The organism is Marinimicrobium koreense (assembly GCF_003762925.1).
GTDB lineage: Bacteria > Pseudomonadota > Gammaproteobacteria > Pseudomonadales > Cellvibrionaceae > Marinimicrobium > Marinimicrobium koreense.
In genome coordinates, this window is sequence record NZ_RJUK01000002.1 from 415,771 (window position 1) to 434,079 (window position 18,309).

Sequence of the window (18,309 nt, forward strand, 5' to 3'; positions counted from 1 at the left end):
GGCATTCAATGTCTAAAAAAACACTGGACCTGATCAAAGAACACGAAGCGCGCTGGGTCGACATGCGCTTTACCGACACTCGCGGTAAAGAGCAGCACGTCACCATCCCCGCCAAAGATGTGGACGAAGACTTCTTTGAAGACGGCAAGATGTTTGATGGCTCTTCCATCAATGGCTGGAAAGGCATCAACGACTCCGACATGATCCTGATGCCGGACGATGACACCGCCATTATGGATCCCTTCTCTGACAGCCCGACCGTCATTGTTCGCTGCAACATCGTTGAGCCGATGACCATGCAGGGCTATGACCGCGACCCGCGCTCCATCGGTCTGCGCGCTGAAGAGTACCTGAAGTCCACCGGCCTGGGTGACGTTGCCCTGTTTGGCCCGGAGCCCGAATTCTTCGTGTTCGACAGTGTTCAGTGGAACGCCACCATGGGCGGCGCTTTCTACAAGATCAACTCCGAAGAAGCGGCCTGGTCTTCCAGCGAAAGCTATGACGGCGGCAACACCGGTCACCGTCCGGGCGTGAAAGGCGGCTACTTCCCGGTACCTCCGGTCGACTCCCTGAACGACCTGCGTGGCGCCATGTGTGACGCTATGGAAGCCATGGGTCTGGAAATTGAAGTTCACCACCACGAAGTGGCGACTGCCGGCCAGTGTGAAATTGGCGTTGGCGCCAACACCCTGGTGAAGAAAGCGGACGAAGTGCAGATCCTGAAGTACTGCGTACACAACGTGGCGCACGCCTTCGGCCAGACCGCCACCTTCATGCCCAAGCCGCTGATCGGTGACAACGGCTCTGGTATGCACGTGCACCAGTCTTTCTCCAAAGACGGCAAGAACCAGTTCGCTGGCGACGGCTATGCTGGCATGAGCGAAACCGCTCTGTACTACATCGGCGGTATCATCAAGCACGCTCGCGCGCTGAACGCCTTCTGTAACGCCTCTACCAACTCGTACAAGCGTCTGGTACCCGGCTTTGAAGCCCCGGTGATGCTGGCTTACTCCGCCCGCAACCGTTCGGCCTCCATCCGGATTCCGTACGTAAACAGCGACAAGGCCCGTCGTATCGAGACCCGCTTCCCCGACCCGACCGCCAACCCCTACCTGGCGTTCGCGGCTCTGTTGATGGCAGGCCTGGACGGTGTACAGAACAAGATCCACCCCGGCGACCCCGCCGACAAGAACCTGTACGACCTGCCGCCGGAAGAAGGCAAGGCGATCCCGACCGTGGCTTCCAGCCTGGAACAGGCTCTGGACGCTCTGGACGAAGACCGCGACTTCCTGAAGGCCGGTGGTGTGTTCACTGACGATGTGATCGACGCCTTCATCGACCTGAAGCGTGAAGAGATCGAGCGCCTGAACATGACCCCGCACCCGGTTGAGTTCGAGCTGTACTACAGCTGTTAATTCGCCGCAGGCGCTAGTTGTTAAGGCGCTGTAGGCACCGGCTTTCGAGTCGGTGAATGACCAAAAGCCCGTTCAGGCGACTGAACGGGCTTTTGTTTTTATGGGTCCAAGGAGTAAGCTTTACTGTACCCCGCCACCACAAAGGCCGACACGGGACTCCTTTATGCGATCTGCACTGTTGCTTATCACCCTGATGCTGTTCAGCCTCCTGACAGTGGCCCAACCCATCTACAAAACCGTGGATGAAGAGGGACGGGTCAGCTACTCGGACAAGCCGCCCCGCGGCGTTCAGGAAGACGCCTCCGACGAGCTGCCTCCGGTCAACAACGTCCCCGGGCAGCCAGTCTCACCCCAGCGCCGAGCCACCGCCGAGGAGGAAGCCCCCGACCCGGTGGACTATTCGATTGAAATCGTCTCCCCCCAGCCCGACAGCAGCGTCCCTCCCGGTCAGCGAGACCTCCCCATATCCGTTCGGCTGCAACCAGCCCTGCAGCCCGGGCACGCACTGGTCTATTACCTGGACGGCGACCCAGTTGCCGAAACCCGGTCGACCCAGCATATTGTCCGGGAAATCTATCGGGGGACGCATACCGTTCGGGTCGAAATCCTGAATCCCCAAGGCCAGAGCCTGGCAGCGACCGCGCCGATCACCATTCATGTGCACCGCCCCAGCGTCATTCCCCGCGGTGGCAGCTGATCTCGCCTCAACGCACTGTTTGATGGCGCGAACGGCAGAGCTTTGCGCCACAAGCACCAACATGGTGCACACCCCTTCGAACTCGCCTACACTCCTCTCCGGAAGCGCCCAAAAATGGGCCTTTCCGCCGATACGCAGTTGGATTGCTTTTTGCATAGACCAGCCCTGAGGGTGGGCTCCATTTCAGTGCATAGAGCCGCACACCAGCCGCCTTTCTTCAATCAGACCGGGAGTCGATCCGAGAGTGAGTACCGGAGATCTTCACAAGCCGCTGCTGGACAGCCTGAGCACCGCCATCATTCTGGTGGACGGCGAGCTGCGGTTGCGCCATATGAACCCCGCCGCCGAGGCCCTGCTCGCCGTCAGTTGCGAGCGAACCCTTGGCGAGCCGCTTACCCAGTTTTTCTTCGAGTCCAGCGAGACCCCCGGACAGCTCAAATCCGCCGCCGAACAGGCCAACCACTACACCAAGCGCCACGCCGAATGGCAGCTGTTGACCGGCGGCCAGATTACCGTGGACTACACGGTCACCCCCTTTGGTGAGGCCTCCGGACTGGTCATCGAAATCCAGCCCATCGACCGCCTCCTGCGCATCAGCCGGGAAGAGATGCTGACCTCCTCGCAGGAGACCACCCGCAATCTGGTGCGCGGCATGGCCCACGAGATCAAAAACCCACTGGGCGGCATTCGCGGCGCAGCGCAGTTGCTGGCCCGGGAGCTGCCCGGTAGCGACCTGCAGGAATACACCGGGGTGATCATTGATGAAGCCGACCGGCTGCGCAATCTGGTGGACCGAATGCTCGGCCCGAACCAGTTGCCCCAGCGCCAGTGGCTGAACATTCACGAAGTGCTCGAGCGGGTGGCAACCATCATCAAGGCCGAGAGCAGCGGTTCTGTGACCCTGACCCGGGACTACGATCCCAGCATCCCGGACCTGAATGCCGATAAAGAGCAGCTGATTCAGGCACTGCTCAACATTGCTCGCAATGCCATGCAGGCGCTGCTGGAAAGTGGCACCGAGGCACCGGATATCCGACTGGTCACCCGAATTCAGCGCCGCTACACCATCGGGCGACACCACCACCCGCTGGTGTGCCGCATCGACATTGTCGACAACGGCCCTGGCATTCCCCAGGACATTCTCAAGAACATTTTTTACCCCATGATTTCCGGCCGGGCCGATGGCACCGGACTGGGGCTGACCATTTCGCAGCATTTGATTCACCAGCACCAGGGCCTGATCGAATGCGACAGTGAGCCGGGACAAACCCGCTTTTCGCTCTACCTACCTATGGAAGCTCAACATGCAGAAGTCTAACCGAGTCTGGATAATCGACGACGACCGATCCATTCGCTGGGTGCTTGAAAAAGCCCTGCAGGGTGCCGGCATTGAGGCGCGGGCCTTCGACTCCGGCGACAGCGCCATCAGCCAGTTGGGACGGGATGTGCCCGATGCCATCATCAGCGACATCCGGATGCCCGGTATTGATGGTCTGGCACTGCTCAAAGATCTGCACGCCCAACACCCGGACATTCCGATCATCATCATGACCGCCCACTCCGATTTGGACAGCGCGGTAGCGGCTTACCAGGGCGGCGCCTTTGAATACCTGCCCAAACCCTTTGACGTCGACGAAGCGGTAGCGGTAACCCAGCGGGCACTGGCCCATGCCCAGGAACAGAAAAGCGAAAGCGATGGCAGCGAAGCGGTTGAAGTCAACACCGAAATCATCGGTGAAGCGCCGGCCATGCAGGAAGTTTTCCGGGCCATTGGACGCCTGTCACAATCCAACATCACGGTACTGATCAACGGCCAGTCCGGTACTGGTAAAGAGCTGGTTGCCCACGCACTGCATCGCCACAGCCCCCGCCGGGAAGAACCTTTCATTGCTTTGAATATGGCGGCAATCCCCAAGGACCTGATGGAATCGGAGCTGTTCGGCCACGAAAAAGGCGCATTTACCGGCGCGGCCGCGCAACGTCAGGGCCGCTTTGAGCAGGCCAATGGCGGCACTCTGTTTCTGGACGAAATTGGCGATATGCCCGCCGAAACCCAGACCCGCCTGCTTCGAGTACTGGCCGACGGCGAGTTTTACCGGGTAGGCGGCCACACGCCGGTCAAAGTAGATGTTCGCATCATTGCCGCCACGCACCAGAACCTCGAAAACCTGGTTGCCGACGGTCGTTTTCGTGAAGACCTGTTTCACCGACTTAACGTCATCCGCATTCATATTCCCAAGCTGGCCGACCGCCGGGAAGATATTCCCAAGCTGGCCAAGTTCTTTCTGCAAAAAGCCGCTGGCGAACTGGATGTGGATACCAAGATTCTACTGCCGGAAACGGAAGAGTTTTTCTGCGCCCTCGCCTGGCCCGGCAATGTCCGTCAGTTGGAAAACACTTGCCGGTGGATTACCGTCATGGCGTCCGGGCGCGAAGTGCACATTGAAGATCTGCCGCCGGAACTGCTTCACCACAAGGAAGACAACGCCCCCGCCGACGATTGGGAAAAAGCCTTACGCCACTGGGCCGACCAGGCACTGGCGCGCGGCCACCACCAACTGTTGAGTGAAGCGGTACCCACTTTTGAGCGGGCACTGATCGAAACCGCCCTGAAGTACACCGCAGGTCGGAAACGCGATGCCGCCAATCTTTTGGGATGGGGACGGAACACCCTGACTCGCAAACTGAAAGAGTTGGATATGGCGGGGGGAGATGATAGCGCTGAGCCCTGAAGCAAAGAAAAAGTCATTCTTACTACAATCAACGCCGTCGGGTGATGCATGGCACCCGACGCTTAATTCACTCTTGTTGCTTTGTCATACTTATGTAAACGGTACGCAATAATTGCCTCGGTTCATCGCAAAAAAGTCGTAACGGTTACACCCGGTTTATCCTCACGCAACCATTGCAAGCAGCTCTGCCTGTGCTAAAATCCACTCCCCCTATAAAAACTCACCCAAGCAAACGTCTCCCAAGAAGACGACCAATCGGCACTGGATTCTGCACCCCGCCATTATTTACGGAGTGCGATACCGACACTATGATCAAATAGAGTGAGGCGCGACGCACAAACCGGAAAAGCCAACAGAGCTTACGGAAGACGTCAAAAAAAGCGCCCACTGATGAGAGACGAGAGACCGCAATGAGGCATATCCTCATTGTTATCAACCAAAGGAACAGACCGTGCCACACAATGCATTTTACGCGCAGTCCGGCGGCGTCACCGCTGTGATCAATGCGTCGGCTGCCGGTGTTATCGCCGAAGCCAAAGCCCACCCCGACACCATCGGTACGCTTTACGCTGGCCGAGACGGCATCATTGGCGCACTGACCGAAGAGTTGATCGACATCACCGCCGAGTCCGAGAGCGATCTGGCTGCACTGCTGCACACTCCGTCCGGCGCCTTCGGGTCCTGCCGCTACAAGCTCAAGTCGATAGAGGAACATCGCACCCAATACGAGCGCCTGATTGAGGTCTTCCGGGCCCACGATATTCGTTACTTTTTCTACAACGGTGGCGGCGACTCACAGGATACTGCGCACAAAGTCTCACAGTTGTCCGAGAAGATGGGCTTTCCCATCACCTGCATCGGTGTCCCCAAAACGATGGACAACGATCTGCCGATCACCGACTGCTGCCCGGGCTTTGGCTCCGTCGCAAAGTATACTGCCGTTTCCATCCTCGAGGCCTCCTTCGATGTCGCCTCCATGCAACGCACCTCCACCAAGGTGTTCGTCATGGAAGTCATGGGGCGCCACGCGGGCTGGGTTGCCGCCAGCGCCGGGTTGGCGCGGGACGAGCGGGGCATGGGACCGGACATCATTCTATTCCCGGAAGTGCCGCTGGATGAATCGCGTTTTCTGGAGCAGGTCGACCGGGTCGTTGCCGAGCGCGGCTTCTGCATGATCGTCGTGTCCGAGGGCGCGAAGGATGCAGCGGGTGAGTTTCTCTCCAGCTCCGGCAGCACCGACGCTTTTGGTCATGCGCAGCTCGGTGGCGTTGCCCCCGTCATTGTGAACAAAATCAAACAGCACGCGGGTTACAAATGCCACTGGGCAGTCTGCGATTATCTGCAGCGGGCCGCCCGCCATATTGCGTCAAAAACCGATGTGGACCAGGCCTATGAGCTCGGTCGCGCTGCCGTGCGGTACGCGGTCAACGGGGACAATGCCGTCATGCCGGTGGTGGTTCGAGAAAGCGACCTGCCTTACCGGTGGCACATCGACAAGGCGCCCCTGTCCGAGGTGGCCAACGTCGAGAAATGTCTGCCCACCGACTTCATCAGCGACGACGGCTTTCATATTACCGACAAAGCGCGCCGTTACCTGTCACCGCTGATTGAGGGTGAGGCCTATCCACCCTATCAGAACGGATTGCCGGCCTACCGGACGCTGAAAAAATCCGTGATTCCCAAAAAGTGTGCGGAATTTTACGATCTTTAATTGAATTGATTTTGACAGGGACACTGGTGTTCTTCGGCGAAAGGGGTGAGAGCTTTTGGCCGGGGAAGGTGTCTCTGTCAATCCCGGGGGAGCCCAACCTGCCATCACCGATGGCCAACACGATAGAGACGCACTCCAGTGCGCGTATCAACCAACTGAGAGACGAAAGACATGAACGATATCACCAAGCTGCTGGGTGAAGAGGCGGACAGCCTGCTCACTCACCGTTGTGAAAAAATCACTCAGGAACAGCTGACGCTTCCCGGTGCCGATTACGTCAGCCAGACCTTTTCCCAGACCGATCGCCCGATTCCGGTGCTTCGTGCCTATCAGCAATTGCTCAACCACGGCCGCCTGGCCGGCACGGGCTATCTGTCGATCCTGCCGGTGGACCAGGGGATTGAACACTCGGCAGGCGCTTCCTTTGCGCCCAATCCGCTGTACTTCGACCCCAAGAACATAGTCGAACTGGCCATTGAGGGCGGCTGTAATGCGGTGGCCTCAACCCTGGGGGCGCTGGGGTCCGTTGCCCGCCGGTACGCCCATCGTATTCCGTTCGTGGTCAAGCTGAACCACAACGATGCCTTGGTCTACCCGACCACTTACGATCAGACGCTGTTCGGGCAGGTCAAGCAGGCTTACGACATGGGAGCCGTTGCCATCGGCGCCACCATCTATTTCGGTTCGGAGAATTCCCGCCGTCAGTTGCAGGAAATCAGCGCCGCGTTCGAACAGGCGCACGAGCTGGGCATGATGACCATTCTCTGGACCTACTTGCGCAACGGTGATTTCAAACAGGATGGCGTTGACTACCATACCGCGGCCGACCTGACCGGACAGGCCAACCACCTGGGTGTGACCATCAAGGCGGATATCATCAAGCAGAAAATGGCGGAGAACAACGGTGGCTTTAACGCGGTGAAGGTCGGAAAAACCCACCCGAAGGTTTACAGTCATTTATCCAGCGACCACCCGATTGATCTGGTCCGCTATCAGGTGGCGAACTGCTACATGGGGCGAATCGGTCTGATCAACTCCGGCGGCGCCTCCACCGGTGCGGGCGATCTCGCTCAGGCGGTGCGCACCTCGGTGATCAATAAACGCGCCGGCGGCATGGGATTGATTTCCGGCCGAAAGGCGTTTCAGCGCCCCATGAACGAAGGGGTGGAACTGCTGAATGCCATTCAGGATGTGTACCTGGACAAGCGCATCACGATCGCCTAACCACGACGCAGTCGGACATCAACCGAAACGGCAGGGCAGGTATGTCCTGCCGTTTTCGTCTGCAAGACGGAGCTACCGCTCCGGTGCCCAATCTCCCAGAATGGTATCAATCCGGTATTGTTTCACTTCAGATTCGGATAAGTGCCGCCGCCCCTTATGATCGTGAGCGCCGGGGCCTTCGCTGCCATACTCAAAGAAACGGGAATCTTCCGGGTAGAACCACATCCTGGTGCCGTCCGGGGCGGTACCACCCATCTTGTCCCAGCCGGACTCCTTGATATGTGCCGCCATGTAGCAACCCACGAAAACGGCTTTTCCAATCGCGTCCGGATCGGCATAACGGCCGTCATCGAATGTGGTGGTCGGATGCCAGGGTCGACCCAGCGCGGTCGAGTCATCCGGGACGCCTTCCTCCCGGAGCAGCCGACAGTTGAGAAAGGTAAAACCGAACTCTGACTCGATATCCGTGGAGGGCGCGGTCACATAACCGTGTGTGGCGTGCCTGCTCCCGCGTGCGGTGGTCAGAATATCCGAATCAGTGAACAACGCATTACCCGCGCCGAATATGAAGTCCACGTTACCGGCGATGCGCGACTTGTCGAACCAGGCGCGTTTGCCGTTCATGTACAGCGTGTCCTGATGACCGAGCAGCTGAACATCCCGCGCCAGGATGCGATCACTGCCCTTGTCCAGGTGCAGCGCAACGGCCTGGGTTCCGCTCACCCGATCCGGATGGTCCTTGGCCAGCGCATCGTTGGCCACAAAGTCAAAGCGGTTCTCGATACTGAGCGAATGGAACTGCACATCGGTGCTGGTCACACTGACCGTATAGCTGCGGAAGGTACCCAGGTTACCACCGTCACCGTCGTCCCGACCGGCGTAGTCATCGTAGTGAATTCGGGTCTGTTCCATGCCTTCACCCAATAGATGGATAAACGGCTTGTCGATTCTCAGTTTCTCCCGGTATTCTCCTGCGCGAATCAGAATACGATGGGGCGCGTCGCTCGAATCCGGAGCCGCGTCCAACGCTGCCTGCACCGTCGGGTAGACCGGCAGATCGTCAAACGCGCGTTGCTGTTGATCCACAACGGCGTGTAGGTCTCGACGAGCATCACCACAGCCAACCACCACCATCATGGCCAACAACGCAAAGGCGAACGAAACGAGTCTCATAATGAATATCTCAAAGGGGCTATGGAAAGCCGGCCGGGCGAGCGCCGCCCAGCCTGACAGGGAGGGCAATTACTCGCCAAAGTGTTCGCGAACCGTCGCCAGTACGCCTTTATCGTAAAACGACGTCAGCCAGCGAGTGGTGGACTCGACAAACACCGGTTCATTGATGAGGTCCGAGCCGAACACTTCCTTGATCGAAACCACCGCTTTGACCATGGCCGCCGGATCACCTTTTGCCGAATCACACGCCGCTCGCAAGGTATCCGCCAACGGATCGGAAACCTCAATGGGCTGCCCCTTCTCATCAACGCCAGAGACATAGCGAATCCAGGCGGCAACCCCCAGGGTAATGATGTCGATATGACCAGCACCCTGAAGCTGATCCCGCAAGGTGTGCAGAAGACGTTGAGGCAGCTTCTGTGAGCCGTCCATCGCAATCTGCCAGGTCCGGTGTTTCAGCGATTTGTTGCGAAACCGGTCGCGCAGCTGGCCTTTATAGAATTCAATATCAAACCCCTCCGGTGCACTGACCGTTTCACCGGCTTCCCGGGCATGATAGGTTTCCACCATCTTCACGAAGGCCGGCTCGGCCATCACCTCGCTGACATAATCAAAGCCGGCGAGGTAACCGGAGTACGCCAGAGCTGAATGAGCACCATTGAGCAGGCGCAACTTGATCTTCTCGAAGATTTCCACCTCGTCGACCAATTGCGCGCCCACCTCTTCCCAAGCGGGGCGACCGTTGGCGAAGTTATCCTCAATGACCCACTGAGTGAACGGCTCGGTAAAAACCGTTCCCTCATCGCGCAGGCCCAACAACTCCTCCACGTGCTGACGATCGTCGTCGGTGGTCGCCGGAACAATCCGGTCGATCATGGTGCAGGGGAAGGTGGTATTACTACGAATCCACTGCGCCAGCTCGGGCGAGACCTGCTCGGCAAATTGATGCAGCGCCTTTTCCAACACCTGGCCATTATTGGGCAGGTTATCGCAACTCAGCGCGGTAAAGCTGGGCACGCCGGCTTCCATTCGCGCTTTCAGTGCCGATACCAGATAACCGATGGCCGATCGGGGCTTGTTCAGGTTCTCAAGATCATGCTGAATATCCGGGTTTTTCAGGTTGAGGTTGCCGGTGGCCGGATCGTGGCAATACCCTTTTTCAGTGACCGTCATCGAAACAATCTTGATGGCCGGATCGGCCATCACGGCGACCAGCGCCGATGGATCTTCCGGGCCCACCATGACCGCCTTCACGGCGCCGACGATCTGCAGCTTTTCGCTGTCGCTCGAGCGCTCAACGAGCGTGTACAGCCCGTCCTGGGGTGCGAGCTGCTCGCGCACCGTTGGCGAGCGAAGGCTGCACCCGATGATGCCCCAATCCCCGCCAAATTGATTCAGGACCGCTTCGGTATAAAAAGCCTGGTGGGCCCGATGAAAGGCCCCAATACCCAGGTGGACAATACCGGCTTTCAGCGCCGAGCGATCATAGTTCGGGGTGCTCACGGAAGCGGGCACCTGCCCCAAAGTTTCATTGTTTAAACGTTTCATAACATCACTCTTTCTTTTGGTTGATAGGCAATTGTGAGTCAGGCTCTTCGCCGCTCTATGGCAGCGTTGTCAATCGTACTCACATTGGCAATCTCTCCCACTCGATGGTATATTTTCTGTTCACTGTCCTGCAATTGCCGCCATGGCATTCATGCCCCGTAGCTCGCGGCATAACCATTACAACATCAACGATCAACCAACAGGCATCCTCTTTATGGCACGTATAGCAGCAATTGGCGAAGTTATGGTGGAGCTTTCGCCTTATCCTACCGCGCAGGAGGAGACCCGCGAAATCATGGCGCTCTCCTACGCGGGCGACACCTACAATACCTCTGTCTACATGTCCCGCCTGGGGCTGGAAACCCACTATGTCACTCGCCTCGGGGATGATCCCTACAGTGAGCAGATCATCCAGCGGATGCACGACGAGGGTATCGGCACTGATATGATCGAACGGGTTGCCGGTCGTTCACCCGGGCTGTACATCATCCGTAACACCCCCGATGGTGAGCGGGAATTTTTCTACTGGCGCCGCGAAGCGCCCGCGCGCGAACTGTTTTCCGAGCCCAACGAAAGCGTGCGCCTGTACAACCAGCTGCAGGAGTTCAACGCGGTCTACCTGAGCGGCATCACGCTCGCCATCATGACCGATACCGCCCGGCAAAGCCTGTTCGATGCCCTCGCCAAACTGCGCGGCAAAGGGGTAAAAGTCATTTTCGACAGCAACTATCGCCCCCGCCTGTGGAACACCGCCAAGGACGCCCAGAACGCCATGCAGGCCATGCTCAAGCACACCGATATCGCCCTGCTGACGCTTGATGATGAGCAGCTGCTGTGGGGCGACGATTCCATCGAGGGCTGCAAAAAGCGTTATCAGGCGCTGTCCGAGCTGGTACTGAAGCGTGGCGCCGAGGAAACCGTGCTGATCGTGGATGGCGAAGAGCAACGGGTCCCGGTGCCCAAAGTCGATAACGTGATCGACACAACCGGTGCCGGCGACACCTTCAACGCTGGCTACCTGGCCGCGCGACTGGACGGCGCCTCGGCAGAGGCAGCCGCTGCAAACGGCACCCGTTGTGCACGAGTGGTCATCCAGCACCGGGGCGGCGTAATCGAGAAAACCCTGTTTGAAGCCGGTATCAACGGCTGACACCTCACAGGCGGCGCGCCCAGGCGCCGCCTTTTTTACGACTGGGCTACACCCCTGCCACTACAGCATCGGCACGCCCCGTTTACACAGCTGAATACTGAAACCAAACGGATCGCGCATCATCACCAGGTGCGAGCCATCCTGAGGCTTCACTTCCTCAACAAACGTCGCTCCCACTTTCTCGAGTTCCGCCCGCTTCGCGTCCGGGTTTTCGCACACAAACGCAAGATGCAGAATCAGTGGGTTCATATCCGCGTAGGGAGGTACTTCATCCGGCGGATTGTTGTAAATTTCAATCATGACCTGACCGCTGGAATCTTTCAGAAAGTGGGTACGGGGCCCGCCCTCCATCTTCCGTGCAACGGTCATCCCCAGATTGGCGGTATACCACTCGGCCACCGCCTCCGGGTCAGCCACATTGTAGGCAAAGTGTTCAATTTTCATCGTATTCTATCGCTCCAGATTACTCGTACAGTCCGAACAGACGCGGCAAGGCTTCACTGAAGGCCGGCACGTAAGTGACCAGCAACAGGACAACAAACATCGCGGCGTAGAGCGGCAGCAAAGGCTTGAACATTTTGCTGATGGTGGTTTTGGCAATCCCACAGCCGACAAAGAGCACACTCCCTACCGGCGGCGTACACAACCCGATACACAGGTTCAATACAATCATGATACCGAAATGCAGCGGCGACATGCCCAGCTCGGTGACGACCGGGAGGAAAATCGGGGTAAAGATCAGGACCGCCGGTGTCATGTCCATGAAAATACCGACGATCAACAGAATCAGGTTGATGGTCAGCAGAATGATATAGGGGTTATCGCTCAGCGCAATCAGCGCGTCACTGATGGTCTGCGGGATATTCTCATAGGACATTACCCAGGACATCGCCGTGGAGGTGCCGATCAGCAACATTACAATCGCGGTGGTCTCAACCGACTTGACCAGAATCTGCGGCAGTTGGTTGACCTTGACCTCGCGGTAGATGAACACCGACAGTGCCAGGGCGTAGAGTACCGCGATCACACTGGCCTCGGTGGCGGTAAAGAAACCCGCCACAATACCGCCGATGACGATGATGATGAGCAGCAGGCTCGGAATGGCATCAATGGTTTTACGCACCGCTTCGCGAAACGGAATGCGATCGCCCACCGGGTACCCTTTCATCTTGGCCCAGATACCGCAGACCGCCATCAACCCCGCCATCAACAGCAAGCCCGGGATGTAACCGGCAATAAACAGCGCGGCAATGGAAACACCACCACTGGCCAACGAGTAGACGATCAACACGTTGCTCGGCGGAATCAGCAGACCGGTCGTGGAAGCCGTAACCGTGACCGCACCACTAAAGCCCCGATCGTAACCCTCTTTGGTCATGGCCGGGACCATAAAACCACCGACCGCTGAAGTGGCCGCCACAGCGGAGCCGGAAATGGCCCCGAACAGGGTACAACTGATCACGTTCACAAACGCCAGGCCGCCGGGCAGCATGCCAAAAAATACCTTGGCGAATTCAATCAGCCGGTGCGCAATCCCGCCCTGCCCCATCAGAATACCGGACAGGATGAAGAATGGGATGGCAAGCAACGCAAAGCTGTTGATGCCCCCCGCCATGCGCTGCGCCAGGGTCATGACCGCCGGCGTAAAATCAATGGTAAACAACATCGTCAGCAGGGTGGAGATACCGATACTGATGGCGATGGGGACGTTGAGGAACAGCAACACAACGAAGCTGAGCACCAACACGACAATTGACAGTTCCATAGGGGTTCGCCTCTCTTATTCGTTCTCTCTAGCAGCGTTAGTCGATGGGCAGGTCTTCACTGGCACCCGGAATTTCGCGCAATCGAATATGATCAATGGCGAACAGACAAATCAGTATTCCACTGATGGGGACGACGCTGTAGATATACCCCATGGGAATCTGCAGCGCTGGCGACAGTTGATTCAGGTCCAGCGTCAACATCATCAGTTTGAAACCGCCGACCACCATCACGCTCGCGGCAAACGCGAAACACAGCACGTTGATCAGAATTTCGGTTTTTACCTGAGCCTGGCGAGATAGACTGGAAGTGACAATATCCAGCCCCAGGTGTGCTCGCACACGAAATGCGTAGGCGGCCCCTAGCAGCCCGATCCAGACCAAGAGGAAACGGGCCAGCTCCTCGGTCACCGAGCTGGGCTCGGACAGAATAAAGCGGGTGACAACCTGCCAGGTGACATCGATCACCATTACGGCCATCAATACCATCAACACCCAGGCGAGGGCGCGATCTATTACTCTCATTACACTGTTCATGGCTCTCGTCTCCGCGCTCACATGGATTTGATCTGCTGCAGAAGCTCGTACACGGGCTCACCGCGCAGTTCTTCATGCATGGGCTCAACACGTTCCATAAAGGGTGTCTTGTCCGGATAAACCACTTCCACACCGGCTTTTTGCACCTCTTCCAGCGCGTGCTCGGTCGCTTCGGCCCATAGTTGTTTCTGGTAGGTCACCGACTCATCCATGGCCTGCTGCAGCCAGGCCTGTTGTTGTTCATCCAGAGAGTTCCAGACGTAGTTACTGATCAGGACCACGTCCGGTACATAGGTGTGCTCATTGAGCGAGTAGAACTTCGCCACTTCGTAGTGCTTGGAGATGAAAAAGCTCGGCGGGTTGTTCTCGGCACCGTCCACGACACCTTGGGAGAGGGCGGTATAGAGCTCACCCCAGGAAACCGGAGTTGGAGAGCCGCCCAGGGAGCGGACCATTGCCATGGAGGTCTGACTCTCCTGAACCCGGATTTTCATCCCGGCCAGGTCTTCAGGCGTTTCGACCTGTTTGTTGACGGTGTAAAAGCTGCGGCTACCGGCATCGTAGTAACCCAGCCCCCGCAATCCGACATCCGCACCGGACTGGAGCATTTTGATACCGGCATCGCTGTCGAGAAAATTCCAGAAGTGTTCGTGATCCCGGAATACGTAGGGCAAGCTGAACACTTTCATTTCCGGTACGAAGCTTTCCATTGGGCTGGCGGACACTTTGGTCATGGCCAGGCTGCCAATCTGGAGCAGTTCAATCAGTTCCCGTTCGGAGCCGAGCTGGCCGTTGGAGTAGACTTCCAACTGAACGCTACCGTCCGACAGTTCATGCAACCGGTCGGCCATGTGAACCATGGCTTTGTGCACGGGCGTGCTTCGATCGAGGTCATGCCCCATTTTCATGTAGACGGTGTCGTCCACTACGGTGTCACAGCCGGCCAGGCCGATGGTTACCGCAATGCAGCCGAGCACTCGCCGCCAGGTGGTTGGTTGGTTTGATTGCATAGTGACCTTCTCTCTTATTGTCGAGCTGACCATGATACAGGGCAGCCTACCTTCTCTCAATTAAACCTTGTTTGTCTGTTTTGGCCTTCGGTGTTTTAAATCCGGGCTGCCATGGGGTACACCGTTTCGGGACACGCCGTAAACCCATCCCTGGGGGCTCGGATCGCGGGTCCCCCGCTCTACGGTCCCGAAACGGTGTACCCCATGTCATCCCTCACTTGGGCAGAAACCTTTCGTCATTGCATGTTCTTTGAACGTCACAACACTGAGAGGTTACCGCAACCACTTAAGTCGTTACCTCTACCAATCGGTACGCGGGTGTGGGGCACACGGTTTCAAAACCGTAGAGCCGGGGACCGGCGATCCGAGCCTACAGGGATGTATGTACGGCGTGTTTTGAAACCGTGTGCCCCACACCCACCCCCGAAGTCGAGAAGCCCCCAAAGCCGAACGACCACCCAACTATTAATCGAGGTTACGAAGAATCGTCTCAACCATTTTCTTGGCATCGCCGAACAGCATCATGGTGTTGTCCTTGTAGAACAACTCATTCTGCACCCCAGCGTAACCTGCCGACATACCGCGCTTGACGAACAGAACCGTCTTCGCCTTTTCCACATCCAGAATCGGCATACCGTAAATCGGACTGGCCGGATCGGTCTTCGCCGACGGGTTGGTCACATCGTTGGCACCGATCACAAAAGCGACATCCGTGGTCTGGAATTCGCTGTTGATATCCTCCAGCTCGAACACCTCGTCATACGACACGTTCGCTTCCGCCAGCAGTACGTTCATATGGCCCGGCATACGACCTGCCACCGGGTGAATCGCATACTTGATGGTCACGCCCGCTTCTTTCAGCTCGTCGCACATTTCACGCAGCGCGTGCTGCGCCTGGGCCACCGCCATACCGTAGCCCGGCACAATGATCACCGAGCCGGCGTTTTTCATGATGAAGGCTGCATCTTCCGCGCTGCCCTGCTTCACTGGACGATCGTCCGCCGCACCGGCCGGGCCGCCGGCGGAGGAGTCGCCGCCGAAGCCACCGAGAATCACATTGAAGAACGAGCGGTTCATGCCTTTACACATGATGTAGGACAGAATCGCACCGGAAGAACCCACCAGGGCGCCGGTGACAATCAGGGCGTCGTTTTTCAGGGTGAAACCAATGCCCGCTGCGGCCCAACCGGAGTAGGAGTTGAGCATGGACACGACCACCGGCATATCGGCACCGCCGATGGGGATGATGATCAACACCCCGATGACAAACGCCAGGGCGGTCATGGTCCAGAAGATCCAGGGCTGCTGATCGATGCAGAAGTAAACCAGCAGGGCCAGTATCACCAGGCCAAACAGGGCATTGAGATAATGCTGGCCGCCGAAAGACACCGGTGCACCGGAGACCAGCCCTTGCAGTTTGGTGAAGGCGATCACGGACCCGGAAAAGGTGATCGCACCGATCACGACACCCAGACCCATCTCGATACGACTGGCGACAAAGATATCTCCGGTCGCGCCGACCAGGCCAAACGCCCCCGGGTTGGTAAAGGCCGCACCGGCCACCAGCACCGCGGCCATACCGACCAGGCTGTGGAAAGCCGCTACCAGTTGCGGCATGGCGGTCATGGCGATGCGTTTGGCGATGGTGATACCGATCACCGCGCCGAGCACCAGCGCCGCCACAATCCATTCGTAGGATTGCACTTCCGGGCTGAACACGGTGGTCACCACCGCGATCAGCATGCCGAGCATGCCGCAGATATTACCGGTCCGTGAGGTTTCCGGCGAGGACAGGCCGCGCAGGGCCATGATAAACAGGACCGCCGCGACCAGATAGGCCAGCGAGGTCAGATTCGCGTGTAGTTCAGTCATAAGTTCCCCCGGTTACTTTTTCTTCTTGTACATGGCGAGCATGCGTTGGGTGACGGTAAAGCCACCGAAGATATTGATCGCGGCCAGCGTCATGGCCACAAAGCCCAGGGCTTTGGACAGGCTCATGCTCTCGGGGCCGGCGGCGATCAATGCGCCCACAATGATCACACTGGAGATGGCGTTGGTAACGGCCATCAGCGGTGTGTGCAGTGCCGGGGTGACACTCCAGACGACGTAGTAGCCGACGAAAATCGCCAGCACGAAAATGGATAACTGCTGAATGAAATTGGCTTCCATGACGACCCCCTTATTGTTCGCTTTGGAAAGCGGAATGAACGACCTGACCGTCCCGTGTCAGCACGGAAGCGGCAACGATTTCGTCTTCCCAATCGACCTTGAGCGCTTTGCTCTCGGCATCGACCAGAGGCGTCAGGTAGTTGAGTAGGTTCTTGGCGAACAGCGAACTGGCATCGGCGGACAGCCGGCTCGGAATGTTGTAGTGGCCGATAATGGACACACCGTTCACATCCACCACCTCACCGGGCTTGGACAGGGTGCAGTTGCCGCCCTGCTCTGCGGCCAGATCCACAATCACCGAGCCGGGGCGCATACTGTGCACCATTTCGTCATTGATCAGGGTCGGGGCCTTGCGGCCGGGAATTAGTGCGGTGCAAATGGCTATGTCCTGTTTCTTCAGGGTTTCCGCCACCAGCTCCGCCTGCTTGCGCTTGTAGTCTTCGCTCATTTCCTTGGCGTAACCACCAGCGGTTTCCGCTTCTTTGGTTTCGTCGCTCTCGACCATGACGAACTTGCCGCCCAGGCTTTCCACCTGCTCTTTGGCGGCGGGCCGGACATCCGTGGCGGATACAATGGCGCCCAGACGCTTGGCGGTGGCAATGGCCTGCAGACCGGCGACACCGGCGCCCAGCACCATCACCCGGGCGGGAGCAATGGTCCCGGCGGCGGTCATCATCATGGGCATGGCCCGATCGTATACATAAGCCGCTTCCAGTACCGCACGGTAACCGGCGAGGTTGCTCTGGGAACTGAGGATATCCATGCTCTGGGCACGGGTGATGCGGGGCACAAACTCCATGGCGATGGCGGTCACACCCGCCTCGGCATAGCGTTTGATGGCGTCGGGTTCGGCGTAGGGGGACAGGCCGGCAATCAGCAGAGCGCCCTTTTTCATCGGGGACAACTCGTCGGGCTGGTCGCCTCCGCCCAGCAGGGGACGCTGGACCTTGAGCACCACATCGGCATCGCCCAGCAGACTGTTCAGGTCGCTGACCAGAGTGGCGCCCGCCGCCTCGTAGGCCTCATCGGTGATACGGCTGGACAGGCCCGCGCCCGCCTCTACCGCCACCTCGGCACCGAGGGCAATCAATTTCTTGACCGTCTCGGGCGTTGCGGCTACACGCCGCTCGTGCTCGCGACGCTCTTTGGGTATCGCTATTTTCATGAAACGTCTCCCTCA

16 protein-coding genes are annotated in these 18,309 nt (G+C 58.1%); 7 read left to right on the top strand and 9 right to left on the bottom strand.

All coding sequences use genetic code 11. The features are described from left to right. Positions 1-8 precede the first annotated feature (8 nt). From glnA to EDC38_RS14175, 6 genes are all read left to right on the top strand, one after another. Complete coding sequence (gene glnA, locus EDC38_RS14150) at positions 9-1,415, top strand: glutamate--ammonia ligase (protein ID WP_123639205.1); 1,407 nt, start codon at positions 9-11, stop codon at positions 1,413-1,415. Positions 1,416-1,578: 163 nt separating this feature from the next. Beyond that, on the top strand, positions 1,579-2,112 hold the full coding sequence (locus tag EDC38_RS14155; RefSeq protein WP_170162947.1) for a DUF4124 domain-containing protein: 534 nt from the start codon (positions 1,579-1,581) through the stop codon (positions 2,110-2,112). Positions 2,113-2,356: 244 nt separating this feature from the next. Further along, positions 2,357-3,430, top strand: a complete 1,074-nt coding sequence (gene glnL, locus EDC38_RS14160) for a nitrogen regulation protein NR(II) (protein ID WP_123639207.1) — start codon at positions 2,357-2,359, stop codon at positions 3,428-3,430. Beyond that, positions 3,417-4,844: a nitrogen regulation protein NR(I) gene (glnG, locus tag EDC38_RS14165; RefSeq protein ID WP_123639208.1), complete on the top strand. Its 1,428-nt coding sequence runs from the start codon at positions 3,417-3,419 to the stop codon at positions 4,842-4,844. Before glnL ends, glnG begins: the two co-directional genes overlap by 14 nt. 451 nt (positions 4,845-5,295) lie before the next feature. Further along, positions 5,296-6,555: a 6-phosphofructokinase gene (locus tag EDC38_RS14170; protein ID WP_123639209.1), complete on the top strand. Its 1,260-nt coding sequence runs from the start codon at positions 5,296-5,298 to the stop codon at positions 6,553-6,555. 171 nt (positions 6,556-6,726) lie between these two features. Further along, positions 6,727-7,779: a class I fructose-bisphosphate aldolase gene (locus tag EDC38_RS14175; RefSeq protein ID WP_123639210.1), complete on the top strand. Its 1,053-nt coding sequence runs from the start codon at positions 6,727-6,729 to the stop codon at positions 7,777-7,779. Positions 7,780-7,851: 72 nt separating this feature from the next. On the opposite strand, the gene EDC38_RS14180 is transcribed toward EDC38_RS14175, so the two are convergent. Continuing rightward, positions 7,852-8,952: a pectinesterase family protein gene (locus tag EDC38_RS14180; RefSeq protein WP_211331141.1), complete on the bottom strand. Its 1,101-nt coding sequence runs from the start codon at positions 8,950-8,952 to the stop codon at positions 7,852-7,854. Positions 8,953-9,021: 69 nt separating this feature from the next. Continuing rightward, positions 9,022-10,500: a mannitol dehydrogenase family protein gene (locus tag EDC38_RS14185; protein ID WP_211331142.1), complete on the bottom strand. Its 1,479-nt coding sequence runs from the start codon at positions 10,498-10,500 to the stop codon at positions 9,022-9,024. Positions 10,501-10,714: 214 nt separating this feature from the next. Here EDC38_RS14185 and EDC38_RS14190 point away from each other — a divergent pair, with 214 nt between their 5' ends. Continuing rightward, positions 10,715-11,650, top strand: coding sequence for a sugar kinase (locus EDC38_RS14190; protein ID WP_123639211.1), 936 nt, complete (start codon positions 10,715-10,717; stop codon positions 11,648-11,650). Between the two features lie 60 nt (positions 11,651-11,710). On the opposite strand, the gene EDC38_RS14195 is transcribed toward EDC38_RS14190, so the two are convergent. From EDC38_RS14195 to EDC38_RS14225, 7 genes are all read right to left on the bottom strand, one after another. Beyond that, positions 11,711-12,094 carry a VOC family protein gene (locus EDC38_RS14195; RefSeq protein WP_123639212.1) on the bottom strand — a complete coding sequence of 128 codons (384 nt, stop codon included), beginning with the start codon at positions 12,092-12,094 and terminating at the stop codon, positions 11,711-11,713. Positions 12,095-12,113: 19 nt separating this feature from the next. Continuing rightward, entirely contained in the window at positions 12,114-13,415 is a 1,302-nt protein-coding gene (locus tag EDC38_RS14200) for a TRAP transporter large permease (RefSeq protein WP_024462105.1), read from the bottom strand. Positions 13,416-13,452: 37 nt separating this feature from the next. Beyond that, a complete protein-coding gene (locus tag EDC38_RS14205) occupies positions 13,453-13,938 on the bottom strand; it encodes a TRAP transporter small permease (RefSeq protein WP_425462031.1) in 486 nt (161 codons plus the stop codon). Positions 13,939-13,967: 29 nt separating this feature from the next. Further along, positions 13,968-14,960: a TRAP transporter substrate-binding protein gene (locus EDC38_RS14210; RefSeq protein ID WP_024462103.1), complete on the bottom strand. Its 993-nt coding sequence runs from the start codon at positions 14,958-14,960 to the stop codon at positions 13,968-13,970. 465 nt (positions 14,961-15,425) lie between these two features. Continuing rightward, positions 15,426-16,832, bottom strand: a complete 1,407-nt coding sequence (locus tag EDC38_RS14215; protein ID WP_123639214.1) for an NAD(P)(+) transhydrogenase (Re/Si-specific) subunit beta — start codon at positions 16,830-16,832, stop codon at positions 15,426-15,428. A 12-nt stretch (positions 16,833-16,844) separates the two neighbouring features. Next, positions 16,845-17,129 (bottom strand): NAD(P) transhydrogenase subunit alpha part 2, encoded by a 285-nt coding sequence (locus EDC38_RS14220; RefSeq protein ID WP_024462101.1) that lies wholly within the window; start codon positions 17,127-17,129, stop codon positions 16,845-16,847. Positions 17,130-17,139: 10 nt separating this feature from the next. Next, positions 17,140-18,294 carry a Re/Si-specific NAD(P)(+) transhydrogenase subunit alpha gene (locus tag EDC38_RS14225; RefSeq protein WP_123639215.1) on the bottom strand — a complete coding sequence of 385 codons (1,155 nt, stop codon included), beginning with the start codon at positions 18,292-18,294 and terminating at the stop codon, positions 17,140-17,142. Between the last annotated feature and the right edge of the window lie 15 nt (positions 18,295-18,309).

Bases quoted from the DNA above. Each gene is read 5' to 3' on its own strand.
- glnA (WP_123639205.1), top strand. From the start codon at position 9: ATGTCTAAAAAAACACTGGACCTGATCAAAGAACACGAAGCGCGCTGG.
- EDC38_RS14155 (WP_170162947.1), top strand. From the start codon at position 1,579: ATGCGATCTGCACTGTTGCTTATCACCCTGATGCTGTTCAGCCTCCTG.
- glnG (WP_123639208.1), top strand. From the start codon at position 3,417: ATGCAGAAGTCTAACCGAGTCTGGATAATCGACGACGACCGATCCATT.
- EDC38_RS14175 (WP_123639210.1), top strand. From the start codon at position 6,727: ATGAACGATATCACCAAGCTGCTGGGTGAAGAGGCGGACAGCCTGCTC.
- EDC38_RS14180 (WP_211331141.1), bottom strand. From the start codon at position 8,952: ATGAGACTCGTTTCGTTCGCCTTTGCGTTGTTGGCCATGATGGTGGTG.
- EDC38_RS14185 (WP_211331142.1), bottom strand. From the start codon at position 10,500: ATGAAACGTTTAAACAATGAAACTTTGGGGCAGGTGCCCGCTTCCGTG.
- EDC38_RS14190 (WP_123639211.1), top strand. From the start codon at position 10,715: ATGGCACGTATAGCAGCAATTGGCGAAGTTATGGTGGAGCTTTCGCCT.
- EDC38_RS14195 (WP_123639212.1), bottom strand. From the start codon at position 12,094: ATGAAAATTGAACACTTTGCCTACAATGTGGCTGACCCGGAGGCGGTG.
- EDC38_RS14200 (WP_024462105.1), bottom strand. From the start codon at position 13,415: ATGGAACTGTCAATTGTCGTGTTGGTGCTCAGCTTCGTTGTGTTGCTG.
- EDC38_RS14205 (WP_425462031.1), bottom strand. From the start codon at position 13,938: ATGAGAGTAATAGATCGCGCCCTCGCCTGGGTGTTGATGGTATTGATG.
- EDC38_RS14210 (WP_024462103.1), bottom strand. From the start codon at position 14,960: ATGCAATCAAACCAACCAACCACCTGGCGGCGAGTGCTCGGCTGCATT.
- EDC38_RS14215 (WP_123639214.1), bottom strand. From the start codon at position 16,832: ATGACTGAACTACACGCGAATCTGACCTCGCTGGCCTATCTGGTCGCG.
- EDC38_RS14220 (WP_024462101.1), bottom strand. From the start codon at position 17,129: ATGGAAGCCAATTTCATTCAGCAGTTATCCATTTTCGTGCTGGCGATT.
- EDC38_RS14225 (WP_123639215.1), bottom strand. From the start codon at position 18,294: ATGAAAATAGCGATACCCAAAGAGCGTCGCGAGCACGAGCGGCGTGTA.